Source organism: Roseovarius sp. TE539 (assembly GCF_003298505.1).
In the GTDB taxonomy this organism is placed as follows: Bacteria; Pseudomonadota; Alphaproteobacteria; order Rhodobacterales; family Rhodobacteraceae; genus Roseovarius.
On record NZ_QNGB01000016.1, the window covers coordinates 60,991 to 78,953 of the forward strand.

General features: G+C 60.6%; 20 protein-coding genes. 15 read left to right on the plus strand and 5 right to left on the minus strand.

Annotated features, from left to right (window positions below; genetic code table 11):
* Positions 1-114: 114 nt before the first annotated feature.
* Positions 115-1,416 (minus strand): CaiB/BaiF CoA-transferase family protein, encoded by a 1,302-nt coding sequence (locus tag DQW77_RS11430; RefSeq protein ID WP_113258357.1) that lies wholly within the window; start codon positions 1,414-1,416, stop codon positions 115-117.
* 195 nt (positions 1,417-1,611) lie between these two features.
* Between DQW77_RS11430 and DQW77_RS11435 the strand changes: the two genes are divergently transcribed.
* Positions 1,612-2,358 carry a FadR/GntR family transcriptional regulator gene (locus DQW77_RS11435; protein WP_113258358.1) on the plus strand — a complete coding sequence of 249 codons (747 nt, stop codon included), beginning with the start codon at positions 1,612-1,614 and terminating at the stop codon, positions 2,356-2,358.
* A 359-nt stretch (positions 2,359-2,717) separates the two neighbouring features.
* Positions 2,718-3,044, plus strand: a complete 327-nt coding sequence (locus tag DQW77_RS18785; RefSeq protein ID WP_113258359.1) for a phosphotransferase — start codon at positions 2,718-2,720, stop codon at positions 3,042-3,044.
* On the opposite strand, the gene DQW77_RS18525 is transcribed toward DQW77_RS18785, so the two are convergent.
* Complete coding sequence (locus DQW77_RS18525) at positions 3,016-3,162, minus strand: hypothetical protein (RefSeq protein ID WP_258523840.1); 147 nt, start codon at positions 3,160-3,162, stop codon at positions 3,016-3,018. The two genes, DQW77_RS18785 and DQW77_RS18525, sit on opposite strands and share 29 nt — an antisense overlap.
* A 36-nt stretch (positions 3,163-3,198) precedes the next feature.
* On the opposite strand from DQW77_RS18525, the gene DQW77_RS11445 reads away from it, so the two are divergent.
* Positions 3,199-4,617: a class I adenylate-forming enzyme family protein gene (locus tag DQW77_RS11445; RefSeq protein ID WP_258523841.1), complete on the plus strand. Its 1,419-nt coding sequence runs from the start codon at positions 3,199-3,201 to the stop codon at positions 4,615-4,617.
* A gap of 64 nt (positions 4,618-4,681) precedes the next feature.
* Here DQW77_RS11445 and DQW77_RS11450 read toward each other — a convergent pair whose 3' ends face one another.
* Both DQW77_RS11450 and DQW77_RS11455 read right to left on the minus strand, forming a co-directional pair.
* On the minus strand, positions 4,682-4,879 hold the full coding sequence (locus DQW77_RS11450; protein ID WP_113258361.1) for a hypothetical protein: 198 nt from the start codon (positions 4,877-4,879) through the stop codon (positions 4,682-4,684).
* A 229-nt stretch (positions 4,880-5,108) separates the two neighbouring features.
* Positions 5,109-5,966: a LysR family transcriptional regulator gene (locus DQW77_RS11455; RefSeq protein WP_113258362.1), complete on the minus strand. Its 858-nt coding sequence runs from the start codon at positions 5,964-5,966 to the stop codon at positions 5,109-5,111.
* A 158-nt stretch (positions 5,967-6,124) separates the two neighbouring features.
* Here DQW77_RS11455 and DQW77_RS11460 point away from each other — a divergent pair, with 158 nt between their 5' ends.
* From DQW77_RS11460 to DQW77_RS11515, 12 genes are all read left to right on the plus strand, one after another.
* Positions 6,125-6,925: an alpha/beta fold hydrolase gene (locus DQW77_RS11460; protein WP_113258363.1), complete on the plus strand. Its 801-nt coding sequence runs from the start codon at positions 6,125-6,127 to the stop codon at positions 6,923-6,925.
* A 74-nt stretch (positions 6,926-6,999) separates the two neighbouring features.
* The gene (locus tag DQW77_RS11465) at positions 7,000-7,470 is read left to right on the plus strand and encodes a thiamine pyrophosphate-binding protein (RefSeq protein ID WP_258523842.1); all 471 of its coding nucleotides are present in this window, start codon (positions 7,000-7,002) and stop codon (positions 7,468-7,470) included.
* Between the two features lie 101 nt (positions 7,471-7,571).
* Positions 7,572-8,756 carry an acyl-CoA dehydrogenase family protein gene (locus tag DQW77_RS11470; RefSeq protein ID WP_113258364.1) on the plus strand — a complete coding sequence of 395 codons (1,185 nt, stop codon included), beginning with the start codon at positions 7,572-7,574 and terminating at the stop codon, positions 8,754-8,756.
* Positions 8,757-8,768: 12 nt separating this feature from the next.
* Positions 8,769-9,800 (plus strand): acyl-CoA dehydrogenase family protein, encoded by a 1,032-nt coding sequence (locus tag DQW77_RS11475; protein WP_113258365.1) that lies wholly within the window; start codon positions 8,769-8,771, stop codon positions 9,798-9,800.
* Positions 9,801-9,823: 23 nt separating this feature from the next.
* Positions 9,824-10,621 carry an enoyl-CoA hydratase/isomerase family protein gene (locus tag DQW77_RS11480; RefSeq protein WP_113258366.1) on the plus strand — a complete coding sequence of 266 codons (798 nt, stop codon included), beginning with the start codon at positions 9,824-9,826 and terminating at the stop codon, positions 10,619-10,621.
* Between the two features lie 44 nt (positions 10,622-10,665).
* Complete coding sequence (locus tag DQW77_RS11485) at positions 10,666-11,931, plus strand: ABC transporter substrate-binding protein (RefSeq protein WP_113258367.1); 1,266 nt, start codon at positions 10,666-10,668, stop codon at positions 11,929-11,931.
* Between the two features lie 58 nt (positions 11,932-11,989).
* Positions 11,990-12,874, plus strand: coding sequence for a branched-chain amino acid ABC transporter permease (locus DQW77_RS11490; protein ID WP_113258368.1), 885 nt, complete (start codon positions 11,990-11,992; stop codon positions 12,872-12,874).
* Positions 12,871-13,881, plus strand: coding sequence for a branched-chain amino acid ABC transporter permease (locus DQW77_RS11495; protein ID WP_113258369.1), 1,011 nt, complete (start codon positions 12,871-12,873; stop codon positions 13,879-13,881). The genes DQW77_RS11490 and DQW77_RS11495 overlap by 4 nt, the downstream gene beginning before the upstream one ends.
* The gene (locus tag DQW77_RS11500) at positions 13,878-14,636 is read left to right on the plus strand and encodes an ABC transporter ATP-binding protein (RefSeq protein ID WP_113258370.1); all 759 of its coding nucleotides are present in this window, start codon (positions 13,878-13,880) and stop codon (positions 14,634-14,636) included. Before DQW77_RS11495 ends, DQW77_RS11500 begins: the two co-directional genes overlap by 4 nt.
* Positions 14,623-15,342 (plus strand): ABC transporter ATP-binding protein, encoded by a 720-nt coding sequence (locus tag DQW77_RS11505; protein WP_258523843.1) that lies wholly within the window; start codon positions 14,623-14,625, stop codon positions 15,340-15,342. The genes DQW77_RS11500 and DQW77_RS11505 overlap by 14 nt, the downstream gene beginning before the upstream one ends.
* The gene (locus DQW77_RS11510) at positions 15,332-16,981 is read left to right on the plus strand and encodes an AMP-binding protein (protein WP_220124962.1); all 1,650 of its coding nucleotides are present in this window, start codon (positions 15,332-15,334) and stop codon (positions 16,979-16,981) included. The genes DQW77_RS11505 and DQW77_RS11510 overlap by 11 nt, the downstream gene beginning before the upstream one ends.
* Before the next feature lie 79 nt (positions 16,982-17,060).
* Positions 17,061-17,702 carry a TetR/AcrR family transcriptional regulator gene (locus tag DQW77_RS11515; RefSeq protein WP_113258372.1) on the plus strand — a complete coding sequence of 214 codons (642 nt, stop codon included), beginning with the start codon at positions 17,061-17,063 and terminating at the stop codon, positions 17,700-17,702.
* Between the two features lie 163 nt (positions 17,703-17,865).
* Here DQW77_RS11515 and DQW77_RS18790 read toward each other — a convergent pair.
* On the minus strand, positions 17,866-17,963 hold a 98-nt coding region (locus tag DQW77_RS18790), incomplete at its 5' end, for a transposase domain-containing protein (RefSeq protein WP_147094966.1).

Here is a 17,963-nt window from a genome sequence, read left to right on the forward strand (position 1 = left end):
GGCCGCTTCCGAAACGCCGGCCCCAAGGTGCGCTCATGTCACGGCCTCCTGACCGATCGGGTGGGCATTTTTCCATAATCCAACCCATTTGCCAACGGTGGCTGGCAGCAACCTTCAGTCTGTCTTTTGCGGCGCATCGAATGCACCACTCTCGGATAGCGCGTCGAGGCGTGCGGCGTCGTAACCCAACATCCCCTTGAGGACGGTTTCCGCGTCCGCATTCAGGCGCGGAGCGGGGACCGGTTCGGCGACTGGAGTTTCCGAGAACCGAAAGGGCGAGGCGATGTTGGGCACCTCGCCGCCTTCGTCACGGGCGATCCTTGTCACCAGGGATCGTTCCCGGGCGAGCGGCGCATCCAGCGCCTCTCCCACTGTCCGCACCGCCCCAATCGGCACCCGGCCCTCGAAGGCCTTTCTTAACCAGTGATCCCGTGGGCGGGACAGGAAGATTTCCGCGATCAACCCCATCAGCGCGTCGCGGTTACGATTGCGCGCGCGGTTGTCGGCATAGTCCGGGTGCTCGACCAGGTCCGGACGGTCGAGCACGTGCTCGGCAAGCGCCACCCATGATCGCTGGGAGCCGCAACTTACATAGATCGCGCCGCCTTCCGCGGTCTCGAACATTCCGATCGGCGTGGCAACCGGCGCCGTATTGCCCTGGCGCACGGGATCTTCTCCACTGGCAAGGTAATTCATCGGTTGGTACCCCAGCAGCGTGACCGCCGTGTCGAACATCGAAACCTCGACATATTGTCCGACGCCCAGCCGTTCCCGTGCCACCAGTGCGCCAAGGACGGCCGATGTCGCGTTCATTGAGGTCGCTATGTCGACAACCGGGCTTCCGGTTCGCATCGGAAGCCTGTCGGGCTCGCCGGTGAGCGATGCAAACCCGCTTTCGGCCTGAAAAACCGAGTCGAAGCCGGGCTGACCCGCATAACTGCTATCGGATCCGTACGCCGTGATCGCACAATAGATCAGGTCGGGCCGAACCGCCTTGAGGCTGTCATAATCCAGCCCGAGGCGTGACATGACCCCGGGCGAGAAATTCTCGACAATCACATCGGCCGCGGCGACAAGGTCCATCACCACAGAAACGCCGCCTTGGCTCGCCAGGTTGAGGCAGAGGCTTTTCTTGTTACGATTTAGCCCGATGAAATACGGCGCCTCACCATCCACGTCCGGCGGCTGGAAACTTCGCGTTTCGTCGCCCGTTCCAACCGCTTCTATCTTGATGACCTCGGCGCCCATATCCGCAAGCGTTTGCGTGCACCAGGGTCCGGCAAGATAACGGGTGAAATCCAGGATGCGCAGCCCGGCAAGCGCCAGTGGCGCCCCAGAGGGGCGCGGCGTGTGGAATGGAAATGACTTGTATGGCGGTTGTTCCGGCATGGCCTCGCCCTGTGTTCCGTTCAACATGCGTCCCGCTTTTTGGTCTAATCATATTACTTTAAATTTGACAACGGAACAGACATTGTTTTTGCTGGTGGCATTGAGGTGTCGCTGCACGATACGTGAATATTGAATTCTGACAGAAATTTCTGTTTATCGCAGCGCATGTCCAGAGGGTGCAACGGCATCGGTATGCCGCAAGGACGAAAGGCGAACGCAGCCATGAACAGCAAACTCGGTTCGGATCTTGGCGACGCGGTAGGCATCGCGCCGATCTCGGTGCCGAAAGCCTCGGACATCCTCGCCGACCGATTGCGCGATCTTATCCTGAGCGGATCGGTCAAACCCGGTGAGTCCCTGCCCTCGGAGCGCGATCTTGTATCAACCTCCGGCCTGAGCCGATCCTCGGTGCGTGACGCGTTGCGGATTCTCGAGGTGGAGGGCCTTATCGCGACGCGGCCCGGCCGCTCCGGTGGATCGATCGTTCAACGCCCGGACAGGCAATCGGTCGCCCGCCCAATGGAGCTTTTCGTCAAGAGCCACGAAATTCACCTGGAGTCCCTTCTTGACTGCCGTCTCGCGGTCGAGCCGTTTCTGGCAGCACGGGCCGCGACACACCACACCGACGAAGAGCTTGCGGACATCCGCAGAATTCACGAGAAGTTCCTCGCGACCACGGACAACCTTGCGGAATACAAGAAACTGAACCTCGAATGGCACCTTGCGATCGCGCGCTCGAGCCACAATGAGCTTCTGATCGCACTGATGGAAGCCATCTCGCACCCCATCCACGAAGCCGCCGGCTATCGCGAGGTGACAACCGAACAGATCAGGGCCGAAGCGAAGAAGGCTCATTGCGCCATTCTCGAAGCCATCGAGGAACGGAACCCGGAACTTGCGCATAACCGCATGGCAAAGCACCTTGGCGCCTACATGGACGTTGCGCGGACGATTCCGAACAGCGAATAGACCGATCGGCCGGCCCGTCTGACTGGCATTTGACACCAAATTCCGAACGGAAACAAAGAAACTCGAGTGTCTTACCCCTTTTCCGGGGAACAAGTTGTCGAGCATCCATGCACCATAAGGCCCGGCTCGAACCGCGGGGTACGCCGCTCAGTGAAGGCGGCCACACCTTCCGTACTGCCGGGATGCGGCAGCCGGCCTGCCCTCGATTGTCCGTAAAGCCATGGTGCGCCTCTCTTTGCAGTTTTCCGGGAACCACACCGGGCCCACGCAAGCGGTCAATGTTTTAATGATTGACTAATTTTAATTATCGAACCTATTGTTGAGCCAATTTTCTTCAGCAGAAACGAAAGGCCTGCAGAGTGACATCGTTAAGGCGACCGGAACACAGCCTTGACGCCGGCAAACGCGACCGGCGGCTGCGATCGCGGCTGACTGATCTCAATGGCCCCGTCCGGATCAGGCGCATCAGCGGCGGGCAATCCGATGCGACCGATTTTGTCAGCTACGACACGCGTGAGCTGGTTCTGAGGCGAAAGCCGGAGGGAAGGATTCTGCCCTCCGCTCATGCCCTAGACCCGGAGTTCCGCGTTCAGAAGGCTTTGGCAGAAAAAACGGTACGCACCCCGCGCCGGGCCGAGCGCGGCGCCCGCGAACCGTTCACCCAAAAGGCCGGGAACGGTGGTTAATGGCATGAGTTGGCAGAACGAAGAATTCCCGGAGCTGTCCCGAGAAGCGCTTTTTGGCGATCGTGTGGTGCCATGCTTCCGCGACCGCCCACACCATTTCCATGATCTTCTTGACCATTCTGCCGCCCTTCAACCCGATCGAGAAGCCCTCGTCATGGGCGAAACCCGCCTGACCTGGGCAGGATTGAAGGAGGAATGCGACCGCGTTGCAAGGGCGCTGGCGGCACGCGGGCTCCGCGCGGGTGATCGGGTGCTCATCCTCATGAACAACGCACCCGGCTTTGTCATCTCGCTTTTCGCGGTCGCAAGGCTGAACGCGGTGAGCGTTCCCTTCAGCGTACGCGCGAGCACCGATGAAGTGGCCCATGTATTCGAGGACAGCGGCGCCTCCATGATTCTGCATGACGGGCGGCAGAGCGGGCGGATTCCGGCTTCGGCGGCGCCCGCAGCCTGCGCGCTCGCGACACTCGACGGATCGGCCCCCCTGCCCGAGCAGCCAGCCGGCGAAGAGGAAACGGCATTCATCCTCTACACGTCGGGAACGACCGGGCGGCCCAAGGGCGCGATGCTCGCTCATGTGAATATAATCCACGCCGCCCTGTACTACGAGGCCGCGATGCGGATGACGGAGAAGGACCGGATCATTGCCGCCGTTCCACTAAACCACGTCACCGGCATAGCAGCCCTGATCTCGACGGCTGCCCGGGCAGGCGCCTGCCTGATCGTGATGGATGCATTCAAGACTGGTCCATTCCTGGATCTCGCCGAAGCCGAGAACATGACCTACACGCTGATGGTTCCGGCGATGTACAACCTTTGCCTGCTGCAAAAGGACTTTCCCTCACGAAACCTGAACGACTGGCGACTGGCGGCGTATGGCGGCGCACCGATGCCGGAACCGACGATACGCAAGCTCGCCGCGGCGGTTCCGGGCCTTCAATTCGCCAATTGTTACGGCTCGACCGAAACCATCGTCGCCCAGCTCATCACCCCGCCGCCCCATGCATACGCGAAACGCGAATTCGTCGGCTGTGCCTTGCCGGGGACCACGGCCATCGTCATGGACGAGCACGGGCGAGAGGCGCCACCCGGCGAACCGGGAGAACTGTGGCTTGCCGGCCCGAATGTCGTGCGCGGGTACTGGCGCAACCCCGAGGCAACTGCCAAGGCGTTTCAAGGTGGTTACTGGAAGTCCGGAGACATCGCCGCGGCCAACAGTGACGGCTTCGTGAAGATCCTCGACCGCTCCAAGGACATGATCAATCGTGGCGGGCTGAAGATATACTCCGCCGAGCTGGAAAACGTCCTGACCGATCATCCCGCCGTATCGGAAGCCGCCGTGATTGCCGTGCCCTGCCCGGTCCTCGGAGAGCGCGTCCATGCCGTCATCGCGCTTGCCACCGAGGCCTGCGAAGAGGATCTGGCCAGGCTCTGCCGGGACAGGCTTTCCGACTACAAGGTGCCCGAAAGCTGGACCCTGAGTCACGAACCGCTTCTGCGTAACGCCAACGGCAAGGTGGACAAGAAAGCAATTCGAGAGCGCCTCCTCGCGGAAAGCGCCGAAAAGGACTGATCCGGGGATAAATACAGCCCTGAACGGGCAAGCCCTGCGCCCGATCTGCATCCAGGCCACGGTTTCAAGCAACAGGACCGTCCAGAACATCCGCCAAACGGATCGTAAAGCCGCTCAGATCGGCCCCTTCATCGGCACGCAGTGTGTCGCCGAGCGAGCGATCTTCGGTTGCGCGCAACACATCTATCGGGGCCATGATCGAATGGGCCTTGACCAGTTTGGAGCTTGGAAATGCCTTGAACGAACTCGGGCACATGGTCATCGGCGGGGGTCATCACGATGTCTTGCCGGTGTTGATGCGAGCATGGTGTCGCCGACAAGCCAGGTCTTGAGCATTTTCACCGGCTTGTTCTTCCTGTTCGGACATGCCGCGGCATGCACGCCCCGGCCGTTTCTCGTTCTGACACCTCCGCGACCGGACGGCAGACCAGATGACACCGGGCCGCGTAGGCGGAACTTTATGCACAGATTGTTCGAGAATTTTGAATATTTCAATCTGGCAGGGTCGGGGTTTCGTTCCTCAGGCGATCGACGAGGTTTTGAAACCAGCTCCAGTTTTGCGCGGCGGTGTCGTTGACGACGAGGCATTTCTTGCGGTTGTAAACCGGAGCGTCGGCAACCGGAAAGAGACGCCCGTTGCGCAGGAACCGACAGGCCAGCGCTTCGGGGAGATAGGCCGATCCACGATTGTCGAGGATGAACTGAAGCGCCCACCATGAACTGTCGAAACTGATCCGGGCGACCCCGGCGTCATGGTAGGTTTCGGCGTGCATGCGGCGATACTCTGTGCCGTGATCGACGAAGATATAATCCGGGTCGCCGACCATGGGCGCGTCGGGCCGGCTGGAATAAAGCACCAGACGCTCGACCGGCAGGTCGTGGACAGTTTGGCTGCCCCGTGCGACGGCCGAATAGGTCAGGATGACATCGACGGCACCGTCAAGCAGCCAGTTTTCCAGGTCTTCGCTACTGCCTTGATGCACGGAAAGGGCGATTTCGGGATGCTCGGACAGAATGTCATAGAAGAACCGCCGCCCCGGACCGTGCCACAGTTCGCGGTCGCAGCCGAAGGTACATACGGCATCCAACCCCGTGGGCAGGGCGGTATCGAATTTCGCCTGCCGCCAGAGCCCGGTCATGATGCGGGCATAGCCCAAGAGCTTGGTCCCCGCCGGTGTGAGCGTGGTGCCGGACTTCTGCCGGTTCAGAAGGACTTGCCCGATCTCGTCCTCCAGTGTTTTGAGGCGCGCGGTCACGGTGGATTGCGTCACGCTCATTTTCTGCGACGCCCGCACCAGGCTACCGGTTTCAACGATGGCCAGAAAAGTCTGGAGTGAAACGATGTTCATATGTGTCCTGCAAATTGGAAATTTTTGCACTGTCAAACCAAAACTATTCGTTATCAAGAATTGAGTTTCTGTGAGATCGTTTTTCCCATTACGAAATTGCCCGCAACAGCAGGAGGGTCGAGATGGGGCACGACGCTGACAACCCGGCGGGGGTGTGAATGACGGTTTCGGAACAGGGCACCGCCTATGACCTGACCGGCCCGGAGGAGGCCCCGGTCGTGGTCCTGATCCATGGGCTTGGCCTGACGCGGGGCAGCACATGGGGCGGGATCGCCCCGGTGCTGGCCCGGCAATACAGGGTTCTGGCCTATGACCTGCCGGGACATGGACAATCAGCCCTGCCCGAAGGCCCCGTCACCCTGACCGCGCTGAGCGCGCAACTGATCGTGTTGATGGATGAACTGGGCATCGACCGGGCGGCCCTTGTGGGCTTTTCTCTGGGCGGCATGATCAACCGGCGCTGCGCCATGGACCATCCGGGCCGTGTTTCGGCGCTGGCAATCCTCAACTCCCCGCATGACCGCGGCGACGACCAGCAGCAGATCGTCGAGGAACACGCGCGCGCCACCGCTGCGGGTGGCCCCTCGACGGGTATCGATGTGACGCTGGCGCGCTGGTTCACCGAAGGGTATCGCCGCGATCACGCCGACCGGGTGGCTGCGGTGCGCGATATCGTGCTGGCCAATGACCCGGCCAATTATGCCGCGCACCGACAGGTGTTGGCCGAAGGGGTGCGCGAGTTGATAGCGCCCGAGCCCCCCATCACCGGGCCCATGCTGGTCATGACCTGTGAGCATGACAGCGGCTCCACCCCGGCGATGAGCCACGCCATCGCGCACGAGACCCCCGGCGCGGAGACCGTCATCGTGCCAGAGCTCCAACACCTTGGGATGATCGAACAGCCCGGGCTCTTCTCTCAGCCGGTTCAGGACTTTCTCAACCGCGTGCTCGCCGAATAGAAGGATACATCGCATGACCAAGCTTTCCGATGGACAGGCCGCCACCGAAGCCCTCAAGGTTGAGGAAAGGAAGCTTGTTTTCGGCCTCGTTGGGTCGGCCACGATGGAAATCGTTCGACGCGCTTCACGACGCGAAAGAGATCAATTTCGTCGGTGTGAATGACGAACGCACCGGCACCCACATGGCCGGTGGCTATGCCCCCGCCAGCGGTGAAACCGGCGTTGTGCTGGCGGGGCAAAACGGCCCCGGCACCACCAACCTTGTGACCGGGCTGGCGCAGGCCAAGGCCGCCTATACGCCCATCACCAACAAGACATGGACCAAGCCTTCGACCGACCGGGTGCCCGAACTGGTGCAGAAGGCGTTTCGCGTCGCCAATGCCCCGCGCAAGGGACCAGTGCAGTTGAACCTGCCGCGCGACGTGTTGTCGGGGCAGGCCCCGCGCCAAAGACCTTGTGTTCGAACCTGCACGGAGCCGGTGAGCGGCGAGGCCAAGCCGCACCCATTCTATCAAAAAGGCAAGACACGGCACTGCTACTCTTGAACGGGCTGCAACCCGTTGCCAGACGCATCGTTCTCACACGCCCGTTGACAGAATCTAAAAAGTGAATAATGATTCATTAATCACAAAGGAGGGGGAGAAGCATGGACGCGGGTTGGTCGCCGGAAGATCGGGCTTTCCGAAAGGAAGTCCGCGACTTCACGCAGGAGAAGCTGCCAGCGGCAATCCGCGACAAGGTGATGTCCGGCAGGCCCTTGGAGCGGCAAGACTACATGCGCTGGCAGGATATTCTGGCGCAGAAAGGCTGGATCGCTGGCTTCTGGCCGAAATGCCATGGTGGACAAGACTGGACGGCGAGCCAAAGCTACATTTTCCAGGAAGAAACCACCTATGCCGGCGCTCCCTGGCTGTTGCCATTTGGTGTGAACTACGTAGGACCGGTCATCTACACCTACGGCACGGAAGAGCAAAAGGCGCGCCACCTTCCGGGCATCGTGTCGAACGAGGTGTTCTGGTGCCAGGGCTATTCCGAGCCCAACGCAGGGTCCGATCTTGCAAGGCTGTCGACGCGCGCGCATCGCGACGGCGACAGCTACATCGTCACCGGATCCAAGATTTGGACTTCGATGGCCCATTGGGCCGACTGGATCTTCGCGCTGGTGCGCACAGACAGCGATGCAAAGCCTCAGGCCGGAATCTCGTTTCTGCTGATCGATCTCAATTCACCGGGCATCACGATCCAGCCGATTCAGTCCATCGAAGGGGCGCATCACCTCAACCAGGTGTTCTTTGACAATGTCCGCGTCCCTGTGGACAACCGCATCGGGGAGGAAAACGCCGGTTGGACCTACGCGAAATTCCTTCTCGGGCATGAGCGTGTGCTTTCCGCGGAGATCGGCAAGGCCAAGCGAATGCTGGAGCGTTTGCGCAGCCTCGCCGAGGAGAGGAACCTGGCGAGGGATCCCCGTTACCTCGAAAACCTGGCACGTTTGGAAACTGATGTGCTGGCCCTCGAGTGGACCACCCTGCGCATGCTGGACACCGTGATGGGCGGGACGGCTCCGGGGGTGGAAGCATCAATGCTCAAGCTCAGGGGGTCCACCGTCGTTCAAGAGATCGCGGAGTACACGGTTGACGTGTTGGGGCACGAGGCGCTGGCATTCGACCCTTTATTCCTTGAGGAAACGATAAACGACCCGTCCTCCGAACTCTCCCGCAACATGGGGGTCGTATCCGAATTCCTGTTCCAACGCGCCCCGACAATCTGGGGTGGGAGCAATGAGATACAGCGCAACATCATTTCCAAGCACGCGCTTGGACTGGGCTGAGGCAAGAAACGCGTGAAACTGACACTGACACAAGAACAATCCATGCTCGCCGACAGCGTCACGCGCTTCATGACCGGAAAGAACGCGACGGGCGAAGAGGAGTCCATCTGGCGAGAGGTTGCCGAACTGGGCTGGCTTGGCGCGGGCGTCGGCGAAAGCGCGGGCGGCTTCGGTGGCGGGCGCGAGATGGCGATCGTGATGGAGAGCGTGGGCGGAAACGAATTGGCCGAAGCGCTTGCCCCGGTGTTCGTCGCCCTTGCGATCCTGGAAAAGTCCGATCCGGAGGCCGCGCTCATCTCCCGGATCATTTCCGGGGATGTTGTCGCCTGCGGACTGCTGCCGGAAATGGCTGCCGATGACAGCCTACAGCTCGAGGACGAAATGACCTCCGTTTCGGGCCAATTCCACGCGCTTGCGAACGTGCATCGTGCCCGGCACCTCGTGCTGGCCCTGCCGGAAGCAACGCTTCTTCTGTCCGTCAGTGATGCCAATGTTCACCTGCGCAGCTACCGCGGCATGGATGGAAAGACCAAGTCTGATCTCAAACTGGATCATGTTGCCCTGTCGGAAGCTTCCGTGCTTTCGAAGGGGCCGGATGCGGTGGCCGCACTCAACCGGGCGCGGGTCACGCATGCAGCGGCGATCACTGCCGAGTGCAGCGGACTGGCGGCGGCCCTTTTTCAATACACGCTGGATTACGTCCAGCAGCGCCGGCAATTCGGACAGCCGATCGGCGGGTTCCAGGCCCTGCAGCACCGTCTGGTGGACATGTTCGTGGCGGTCGAGGAGGTGCAGTCGCTGGCACTGGCCGCTGCGCGGGCTGCAACGATCGAGGATGCGCCTGAATCTGCGTTGTCTCGAGCGATCGCAGGCGCCAGCGATCGTGCGCTTCATGTCGCGAAAGAAGCCATTCAGCTTCATGGCGCCGTCGGGATGACAGAAGATCTGCCACTGGGTGCGGGGTTGCGGCGGCTCAAGGTGCTTCAACTGGTGCCAGGCGGCGCCGAAACCCAGAAACGGCGTCTACTGCAGAGCTTCAACTGATAACGAACAATGAGGAGACGGACATGGACCGCTTCGAGAAATACGAGACAATGACCTTCGAGCGCGATGGGCGGGTTCTGACTGTCACACTCAATCTTCCCGAAAGCCTAAACGCGGTAAACGCGAAACTCCACTCAGAGCTTTCGCAGGTCTTTTCGGATCTGAACGACGACCCCGATTCCGACGTTATCGTTCTGACAGGCGCCGGCCGCGCCTTTTGCGCGGGTGGGGATATCGACTGGATGCAGGACGCGATCGACGATCCCTCGTGCTTCGAGGTGACGGCGGTCGAGGCCAAGCGGATCATTTTCAGCCAGCTTGACCTGGAAAAGCCGCTGATCTGCCGGATGAATGGCCATGCCATTGGCCTGGGCGCCACCATTGCCCTGACATGCGACGTCGTTGTCGCAGCCGATAGCGCGAAGATCGGCGATCCGCATGTCTCTGTCGGTCTGGTGGCAGGCGACGGTGGTGCCATCCTCTGGCCTCAGATGATCGGCTACATGCGTGCCAAGGAGTACCTGCTTACAGGTGATCCCATCCCTGCAGAAGAAGCAGCGCGCATGGGGCTGATCAACCGTGCCGTGCCGGAAGAGACGCTGGACGAGGATGTCTATGCCCTCGCGCACCGGCTCGCGTCAGGTGCCCGCAAGGCCATCCGGTGGACAAAGGTCACGACGAATATCGGACTCAAGCAACTGGCCCATGCGGCCATGGATACCGGAGTCGCTTATGAGTCGATGTCCAATGTTTCCGAGGATCACCGTGAAGCTGTCGCGGCGTTTCGCGACAAGAGAAAGCCCGTTTTTACGGGGCGATAGGCCTGGTCGGGAGGATCGGGTCATAAAACAGGGAGGAGTATGAAATGGCTTACAAGATTAATAGGCGAGCTGTCGTCAAAGGCATGGGTGCAACCGGATTGGCGATGCCGTTCCTGAACGCGGCCACCGCTTCGGCGCAATCCGGCCCGATCACGCTGGGTGTCGTGACACCATTGAGCGGACCGGCACAGCTTATTGGCAATTTCGTCCGCCACGGCGCCGAGATCGGGGCTGATTACATCAACGCCAATGGCGGTGTTGACGGGCGAGAGATCCAACTCGAATTCCGCGACTCCAAGGTGAACCCCAACGATGCCTCGGTCGCCGCTCGCGAACTCATCGGCGCTGGCGCCAACCTTCAGCTCGGGACGATTTCCAGCGCGGTCGCATTGGCGATGGGTCCGCTTCTGGAAAGCGAAGGCGGCGTTGTCATCACGTCAGGGGCCGGAACCGATAAACTGAACCACGAGAATTACAACCCGCATGTCTTCCGTGTTGGTGACAGCCCGGTGAGCCGCAACGCCGGTCTGGTCCGCCATATCGCCAACAGCCGTCCCGATATCCGGAAATGGGCTGGCATCATCCCTGATCACGAATATGGCCGCACCACTTGGAAGATTTTCGAGGCGACCATGCGAAAGGTAATCCCCGAGTTGACGGGAGAAGAAGCGGAAATCGCCGAACCTGTGCTGGTGCCTTACGGCTCGGGCGACTACCGGAACTACATTTCACAGGCCATGCGGCTGGACGTGGAAGGCATATACACGTCCGTTTACGGCGGCGATGCCGTTACCCTTTATCAGCAGTCTCAGCCTTTCGGATTGTTCGAGAAGACGGACGTGCTTCTCGACTCCGCCAACGAGTTTCTGGTGGCGACAGCCATGCGGGAACAGACCCCTGCACACTGGAGTGGCTTCCACTGGTACTACGAGGCAAACAAGGGCAATCCGCTTTCCGATGACCTGTACTCCAGCTACGTTGAGCGCACGGGAGACCAGTATCCGATGGGCTGGGCCGCCGAAGCTCACGCGGCGATCATGGCCTATGCCAAGGCAATCGAGAAAACCGGCAACACCGATACAATGGATGTGATCGCGGCACTCAAGGGGCTGAGCTTCGACAGCGCCACGGGGATGCGCCACATCCGCGAAGAGGACAATCAGGCAGTCAAGAATGCCGAGCTGGCCTTCATTGAGCCGTCTTCCTCGGAGGATTCCGGTTTTGCCGTGACGGACTATGTGTCTCTCGACGGCGAAACGGTTGTCGAGCCGGCAAGGCCGGGCAAGACGCTGGACCTCTCGACCCTCTAAGCAAGGTTCCAGGGACCGGGCGGGAGATTCCCCGCCCGGATTCAACCGGAGTTCCATCATGTACGATATCGGAATGACCGTCTTCAACGGGCTTGCATGGGCCATGGCGACATTTCTGGTCGCGGCCGGCCTGACACTCATCTTCGGGATCCTGCACATCCTGAATTTCGCCCATGGCGGGTTCTTCATGATAGGTGCCTACGTCTCCTATTCGATAATGATGGCGTTTGGCGGCTCGTTGCCCCTCTGGCTCTATCTCGTGGGGGCGATGGCGTCGGGTATCGTCGTCGGATTATTGGGATGGGCCGTTGACAAGCTGGTATTTCGACGGCTGCGCGACGTCGAGGACGCCTATTCGCTCATCGCAACCTACGCGCTGCTGCTCGTGTGTGGTGGAGCGGTACAGTTGACCTGGGGGCTGAATTACATGGGCGTGATGCCTCCGGCGGCGCTCAACACGGTTGTCTTCGTCGGCGACATGTTCATGCCGACATTCACGATCTTCATCATCCTCAGTGGAATAGTGGCCTATATCGGGCTCGAGTTCTTCATTTCCAAGACAAGAACCGGGCGCCTGATCCGGGTTGTGGCGGCCGACCCGTGGATGGCCCAGTTGCTTGGTCTCAACGTCAAGAAGATCTACCTGATAACCGTGATATTCAGCTTTGCCATGGCCGGTGCGGCGGGGGGATTGTTGATGCCCAACCAGAGCCTGTCGCCTGAACTGGGTGGTATCTTCCTCCTGCAAGCCTTCGGCGTGGTTATCCTCGGCGGGATGGGGTCGATCCGCGGCGCGTTTTACGCGGCACTCCTGTTGGGGCTGATCGAGAGTTTCGGAACCTATTTCTTTCCGCAGTACCCTGGAATTTTCTTCCTGCTCGCGCTGGCCGTGATCCTGCTTCTGAAACCAGAGGGAATTATGGGCAAGGGACAAACAGCATGATCGACTATCGCGCGCGATTCCGTTCCAACCTGCTCATCGCGTCCTGTGGCCTGGCAGTGTTCGCTGTTGTGCCTCTTGTTGCCAATAGCGGGTTGATGTTTCTTGCCGGGCTTGTGGCGATCAATGTGGTCTTCGGACTTTCCTGGAATCTGCTGTTCTCGGGCGCGGGGCTGCTGAGTTTCGGCCATGCCATGTTCTTTGGTGGGGGCGCCTATGCCATGGCCGTGGTTTCGTTAAGGCTGCCCGAACTTCCCTTTCTGGTCGGCCTGGCGGTCGGGGCCGGCTGCGGCGCGCTGATCGCTTTGATCTTTGGTTTCATCGCATTGCGCCGGGCGAGTGGCGTCTATTTCGCCGTGCTCACACTGGCCTTTTCAGAGCTTGTGCACATCCTGATCACCAAGACGACATTCCTCGGGCGCAACGACGGGCTGGTCGGCGTGCCGCGGCCGGAAATCGACCTCGGGCTGTTCAGGCTGGATCTGACCAGCGCCACGGCCTATTATTATTTCATCATCGTCGCGATGGCTGCCGCTGCCTTCGCGCTGTGGTGTTTCCAGAATTCGCCCGCCGGACGCCTGATTCAGGCGATCAAGCAGGACAGTGTGCGCACGGCGTTTCTTGGAACTTCCGTTTTCGCTTGGCAGCTTACGGCGTTCGTGTTGTCGGGGGCCATCGCGGCCTTCTGCGGGGCTGTGATGGTGCCGTTCACGCAGATCGCATCGCCCGAAATCGCCTACTGGACGGTATCGACCCAGCCCATCCTCTTCACACTGCTTGGCGGTGCGGGCAATTTCTGGGGTCCGGCCGTGGGCGCAATCCTTTTCGGCGCGATTGATTACGGCACCCGCGCAATGCATGGTTTGTCCGAAATCACGGTGGGTACATTGCTGCTGGTCGTTGTTCTCGTGATCCCGGGGGGGCTTTTGGGCTTTGTCCGGCATCGTCGGAAAAAGACGCGCGGAACGGCAAAGGCATCGACCGCCGAAGATACGGGGGCACGTCCATGACTTCGATCCTCGAGGCACGCGGCATACAGAAATCCTATGGCGCAGTCCGCGTTCTGGAGAATGTCGATTTCGATTTGCAGGACGGTGAGGCGCACGTGGTCATTGGTCCCAACGGCGCCGGCAAAACGACGCTGTTTCGATGTCTCAGCGGCGAGACGCGCGTGAACGGAGGGCAGATCAAATTTGCCGGCCAGGATGTCACGGCGCTGACGGGCGCACAGCGTGTCAAACTGGGAATCGGGCGCACATTCCAGGTGGCCCGGATTTTTCCCGACATGTCCGCATTTGAAAACCTGATCATCGCAATCGAGACACGCGAGCGCAACGACAAGGGGTTGCGCTTTACTTTCGGGTATATCGCCCCGAGACAACAGGTGGTGGACGAGGCCGAACGCCTCGTTGTCGAGCTGGGCCTCGAAGGCGCTGTGGATGACGTGGCAGGAACCCTGTCGCACGGCGACAAGAAGCGCCTGGAACTCGCGATGAGCCTGGCATTGAGTCCGAGGCTGCTGATGCTGGATGAGCCGACGGCGGGCATGTCTCCCTCTGATCGGGCCGAGGCGGTCCGGCTGATTGCTCAGGTGCGCAAGGGTTACGGGCTTTCCCTGTTGCTGACCGAACATGACATGGAGGTGGTGTTCGGGCTTGCGACCCGTCTGACAGTTCTTCACCACGGCGAGATAATCGCGTCGGGTGAGCCGGCCGAAGTCCGATCGGATTCACGCGTGAGGGAGGTTTATCTTGGGCAGCACTGAACATTTGCTCGAGGTGAGCGGCGTGAACGCCTTCTACGGAGGCAGTCATGTCATCCAGGGGGCGTCTCTTACGGTCGCGCCCGGCGAGAGCGTTGCGCTCCTGGGGCGTAACGGTGCAGGCAAGTCGACGCTCTTGAAGAGCCTCTTGGATGCCGGCCCCCGGGTGGAGGGCGAAATCCGCTTCGGTGGCCAGAGTCTGGCGGGTGTGCGCCCTGACGAACGCACCCGGAAAGGGCTGATGCTCGTGCCCGAGGACCGCCGCATTTATCCGGACATCACCGTCACCGAGAACATCGAGCTGGGCGCGCATGCCTCGCGTGACCGCGACAGGATCGAACTGGCGGAAATCTTTGAACTCTTCCCGCTGCTCAAGCCCCTGAAGGAACGTGCAGGATACCAGATGAGCGGCGGACAACAGCAAATGGTGGCCGTCGCCCGCGGCTTGATGGGCGCCCCGCGCCTTTTGCTGCTCGACGAGCCGGTTGAAGGGTTGGCGCCGGTCGTTGTCGACGAGATGACCGAGCATATCGCGCGCATCCGGCAAACCCGCAGCCTTGCATTGCTCATTGCCGAGCAGAACCTTTCTTTTGCAAGGCGTTGTACCGAACGTGTACTGCTGATCGACAGTGGCCGGATCGTGTTCGATGGCACCTGGGACGAATTCGATGCCGATCCAGACCTCAAGGAGCGTTATCTTGCCGTCTGATGTCCTTCCCTCCTCGTCGTCTCCCTGGCCGATGCGGTTCGAAACCGGAGAACGACAGACGCGCCGTGCCAACAACGAATGGCCGGGCCACCACCTTGCGACCGCCGCAGCCCTGAAAGCGGAGAAAACGCCGGAAACCATCGCGATCATCGAGGGAAGCTTCTCCCTCGATTATGCCACCTGCCTGAGACGGGCCCGCGACATGGCGCGAGGCTTGCGCGAAGTTGGTATCGCGCCCGGCGACACCGTCAGTTTCCAGCTGCCGAACTGGGCCGAAGCCGTCATCATCAACATCGCCTGTGCCCTCGGTGGTTTCGTCATCAACCCGGTGATCCCGATTTACCGCCAAGCCGAACTGAGCTTCATCCTGAAAGACTGCAGGGCGCGTATCGCCTTCATTCCCGATGTCTGGAGATCCGTGGATTACCGGGAAATCTACGGGCAACTCGCCACGGAGCTGCCGGCACTGACTCACCTCGTCACCGTGCGGGGCGAGGGCGATTTGACATTCGAAGCCGTCGAGGCACTTGGCCGCGCATCGGATATCGAGCTTCAGCCCGCTGATCCGGACAGCGCCAAACTGATCATCTATACTTCGGGCACGACGGGCCAGCCAAAAGGCGTGATCTACAGCCACAACCAGGCGGCCCGCCCGATCTGGGCGAGCATGGCGGCATGGAGCCTCGAAGCCGGAGACACGCTCCTGATGCCAAGCCCGGTCACTCATGTCACCGGCTATGCCTACGGTATGGAAATGCCATTCCATTTCGGCACGCGCACGGTCTTCATGGAGCGCTGGGATGCCGCGCAGGCCGTTGCATTGGTCCGGGAGCATGGCGTCAATTTCATGATCGGGGCCACCCCCTTTCTCGCCGAGCTGGTCACTCAGTCGGAGAAAGAGCAGGATCGCCTCGACACACTCAGGATCTATGCTTGCGGCGGCGCCGCCGTCCCGCCCGACCTGATTGATCGGGCAAACCGCATGTTCCCTCAATGCCGGTCATTCCGGGTGTTCGGCAGTTCGGAATGCCCTATGGTAACGCAGGGGTGCCTGGAAGACCGCGAACTCGCTGCGCATAGCGATGGGCGGGTTGACGATTGGGATGTCAAGATCGTCGATCACCAGGACAATATCCTCGGGCCCGGCACCGAGGGCGAGATCCTGGCAAAGGGCCCGTCGCTGTTTCGTGGTTATACCGATCCGCACGCAACCCGCGCCTCTTTCGACCCTCGGGGATACTTCCGCACCGGGGATCTCGGCACGTTGTCTGCCGAAGGCGTCCTGACAGTCACCGGGCGCAAGAAGGACATCATCATTCGTGGCGGCGAGAACCTGAGCGCCAAGGAGATCGAGGACGCCCTGCACACCCATCCCGCGATCCGGGAATCCGCCGTGGTTTCGATGCCCGACAAGCGTCTGGGCGAAGGAGTCTGTGCCTATGTCATCGCACAACCCGACGCCGTGGAGCCATCGGTGCAGGAGATCGCGGATTTCCTGATCGGGGTGGGCCTGGCGCGCCAGAAATGCCCGGACTCGCTGGTATATGTCGATGATTTGCCGCGGACTGCGTCAGGGAAGATCCAGAAACACATCCTGCGTCGTATGATACGTGAAACCCTGGAAAAACGCGAGGCATGATCGCGGGAACGCCTACCACCTCTTGCCGGCTGGCATCTCGACAAGCATAGGTGCGAAAAACAAAGCCGGAGACAGATTGATGGCAAAGCGCGATGAAAAGGTTCAGGCAACACGCGAGGCGATTTTCGACGCCGCGGCCGTGGTGGTGGGACGTTACGGTTATGACAAGGCATCAATCGCACGGATCGCGGAAGAAGCCGGCGTGGCCCACGGGCTTATCTACCGCTACTTCACCAACCGGCAGGATCTCTTTGATCAGCTGCTGCCGCATTTCGGGGAAGAGATGTTGCGCTATATCGCCGATGTCACGGCTGACGCCACATCCTTTGCAGACCGCGAGAGAAGGGGCCTCAACGCGAACTTTACCTACCTCCAGCGCAACCCGGCCTTGCATCGTATTCTCAACGAAGCCGCCTTCTTCGCGCCCGAAGCTCATCAAAAATACCTGCGCCGGATGGCCAGTGGCTATACCCGGTCGCTTCAAAGGGGTTTGATGGCCCAGGAGATCTCCGGCTTCGAGCGAAGCGAATTGGAGGTCATCGCCTACATGCTGATCGGTGCGCGTGAGTATCTTCTGGAGCGCTATGCCATCCGTGGAACGCGGATCGACGCGTTGCCCGAACACGTGAAAAGCACGTATCTCCGCCTGGTCGCGCGAAGTCTCGGGGTTGATACTTGCGAGATGCTCTCGGGAATGCCGACAGACAAGCTGACACAGTAAGAGGATTTCGCTTGCCTGTGTCAGGTTTGAAGTCGTCGTGGACCGTAAGCGGCGGCTGGACCCTCCCGGTAGGTAGTGTCTCAGTTTGAAGATGGGCGGGGTTGACGCCCCTATCAAATCCGCCCGCGAACTCCGTAAGCGCCAGCTGGCCCCCACGGGCTTTTCAGCTTGACGGCTGGAAGTTCCAGGGGAGCATGTCGTCGATGCGGTTCTGGGGGTGTCCGCGGGCGATCACCTCGAGGGTGGCCTTGAGATAGGCGA

Coding starts and splice junctions, on each gene's coding strand:
- DQW77_RS11490 (WP_113258368.1), top strand. CDS start 11,990: ATGTACGATATCGGAATGACCGTCTTCAACGGGCTTGCATGGGCCATG.
- DQW77_RS11455 (WP_113258362.1), bottom strand. CDS start 5,966: ATGAACATCGTTTCACTCCAGACTTTTCTGGCCATCGTTGAAACCGGT.
- DQW77_RS11485 (WP_113258367.1), top strand. CDS start 10,666: ATGGCTTACAAGATTAATAGGCGAGCTGTCGTCAAAGGCATGGGTGCA.
- DQW77_RS11470 (WP_113258364.1), top strand. CDS start 7,572: ATGGACGCGGGTTGGTCGCCGGAAGATCGGGCTTTCCGAAAGGAAGTC.
- DQW77_RS11495 (WP_113258369.1), top strand. CDS start 12,871: ATGATCGACTATCGCGCGCGATTCCGTTCCAACCTGCTCATCGCGTCC.
- DQW77_RS11515 (WP_113258372.1), top strand. CDS start 17,061: ATGGCAAAGCGCGATGAAAAGGTTCAGGCAACACGCGAGGCGATTTTC.
- DQW77_RS11435 (WP_113258358.1), top strand. CDS start 1,612: ATGAACAGCAAACTCGGTTCGGATCTTGGCGACGCGGTAGGCATCGCG.
- DQW77_RS18525 (WP_258523840.1), bottom strand. CDS start 3,162: ATGGTCAAGAAGATCATGGAAATGGTGTGGGCGGTCGCGGAAGCATGG.
- DQW77_RS11430 (WP_113258357.1), bottom strand. CDS start 1,416: ATGTTGAACGGAACACAGGGCGAGGCCATGCCGGAACAACCGCCATAC.
- DQW77_RS11445 (WP_258523841.1), top strand. CDS start 3,199: ATGGGCGAAACCCGCCTGACCTGGGCAGGATTGAAGGAGGAATGCGAC.
- DQW77_RS11460 (WP_113258363.1), top strand. CDS start 6,125: ATGACGGTTTCGGAACAGGGCACCGCCTATGACCTGACCGGCCCGGAG.
- DQW77_RS11500 (WP_113258370.1), top strand. CDS start 13,878: ATGACTTCGATCCTCGAGGCACGCGGCATACAGAAATCCTATGGCGCA.
- DQW77_RS11450 (WP_113258361.1), bottom strand. CDS start 4,879: ATGACCATGTGCCCGAGTTCGTTCAAGGCATTTCCAAGCTCCAAACTG.
- DQW77_RS11480 (WP_113258366.1), top strand. CDS start 9,824: ATGGACCGCTTCGAGAAATACGAGACAATGACCTTCGAGCGCGATGGG.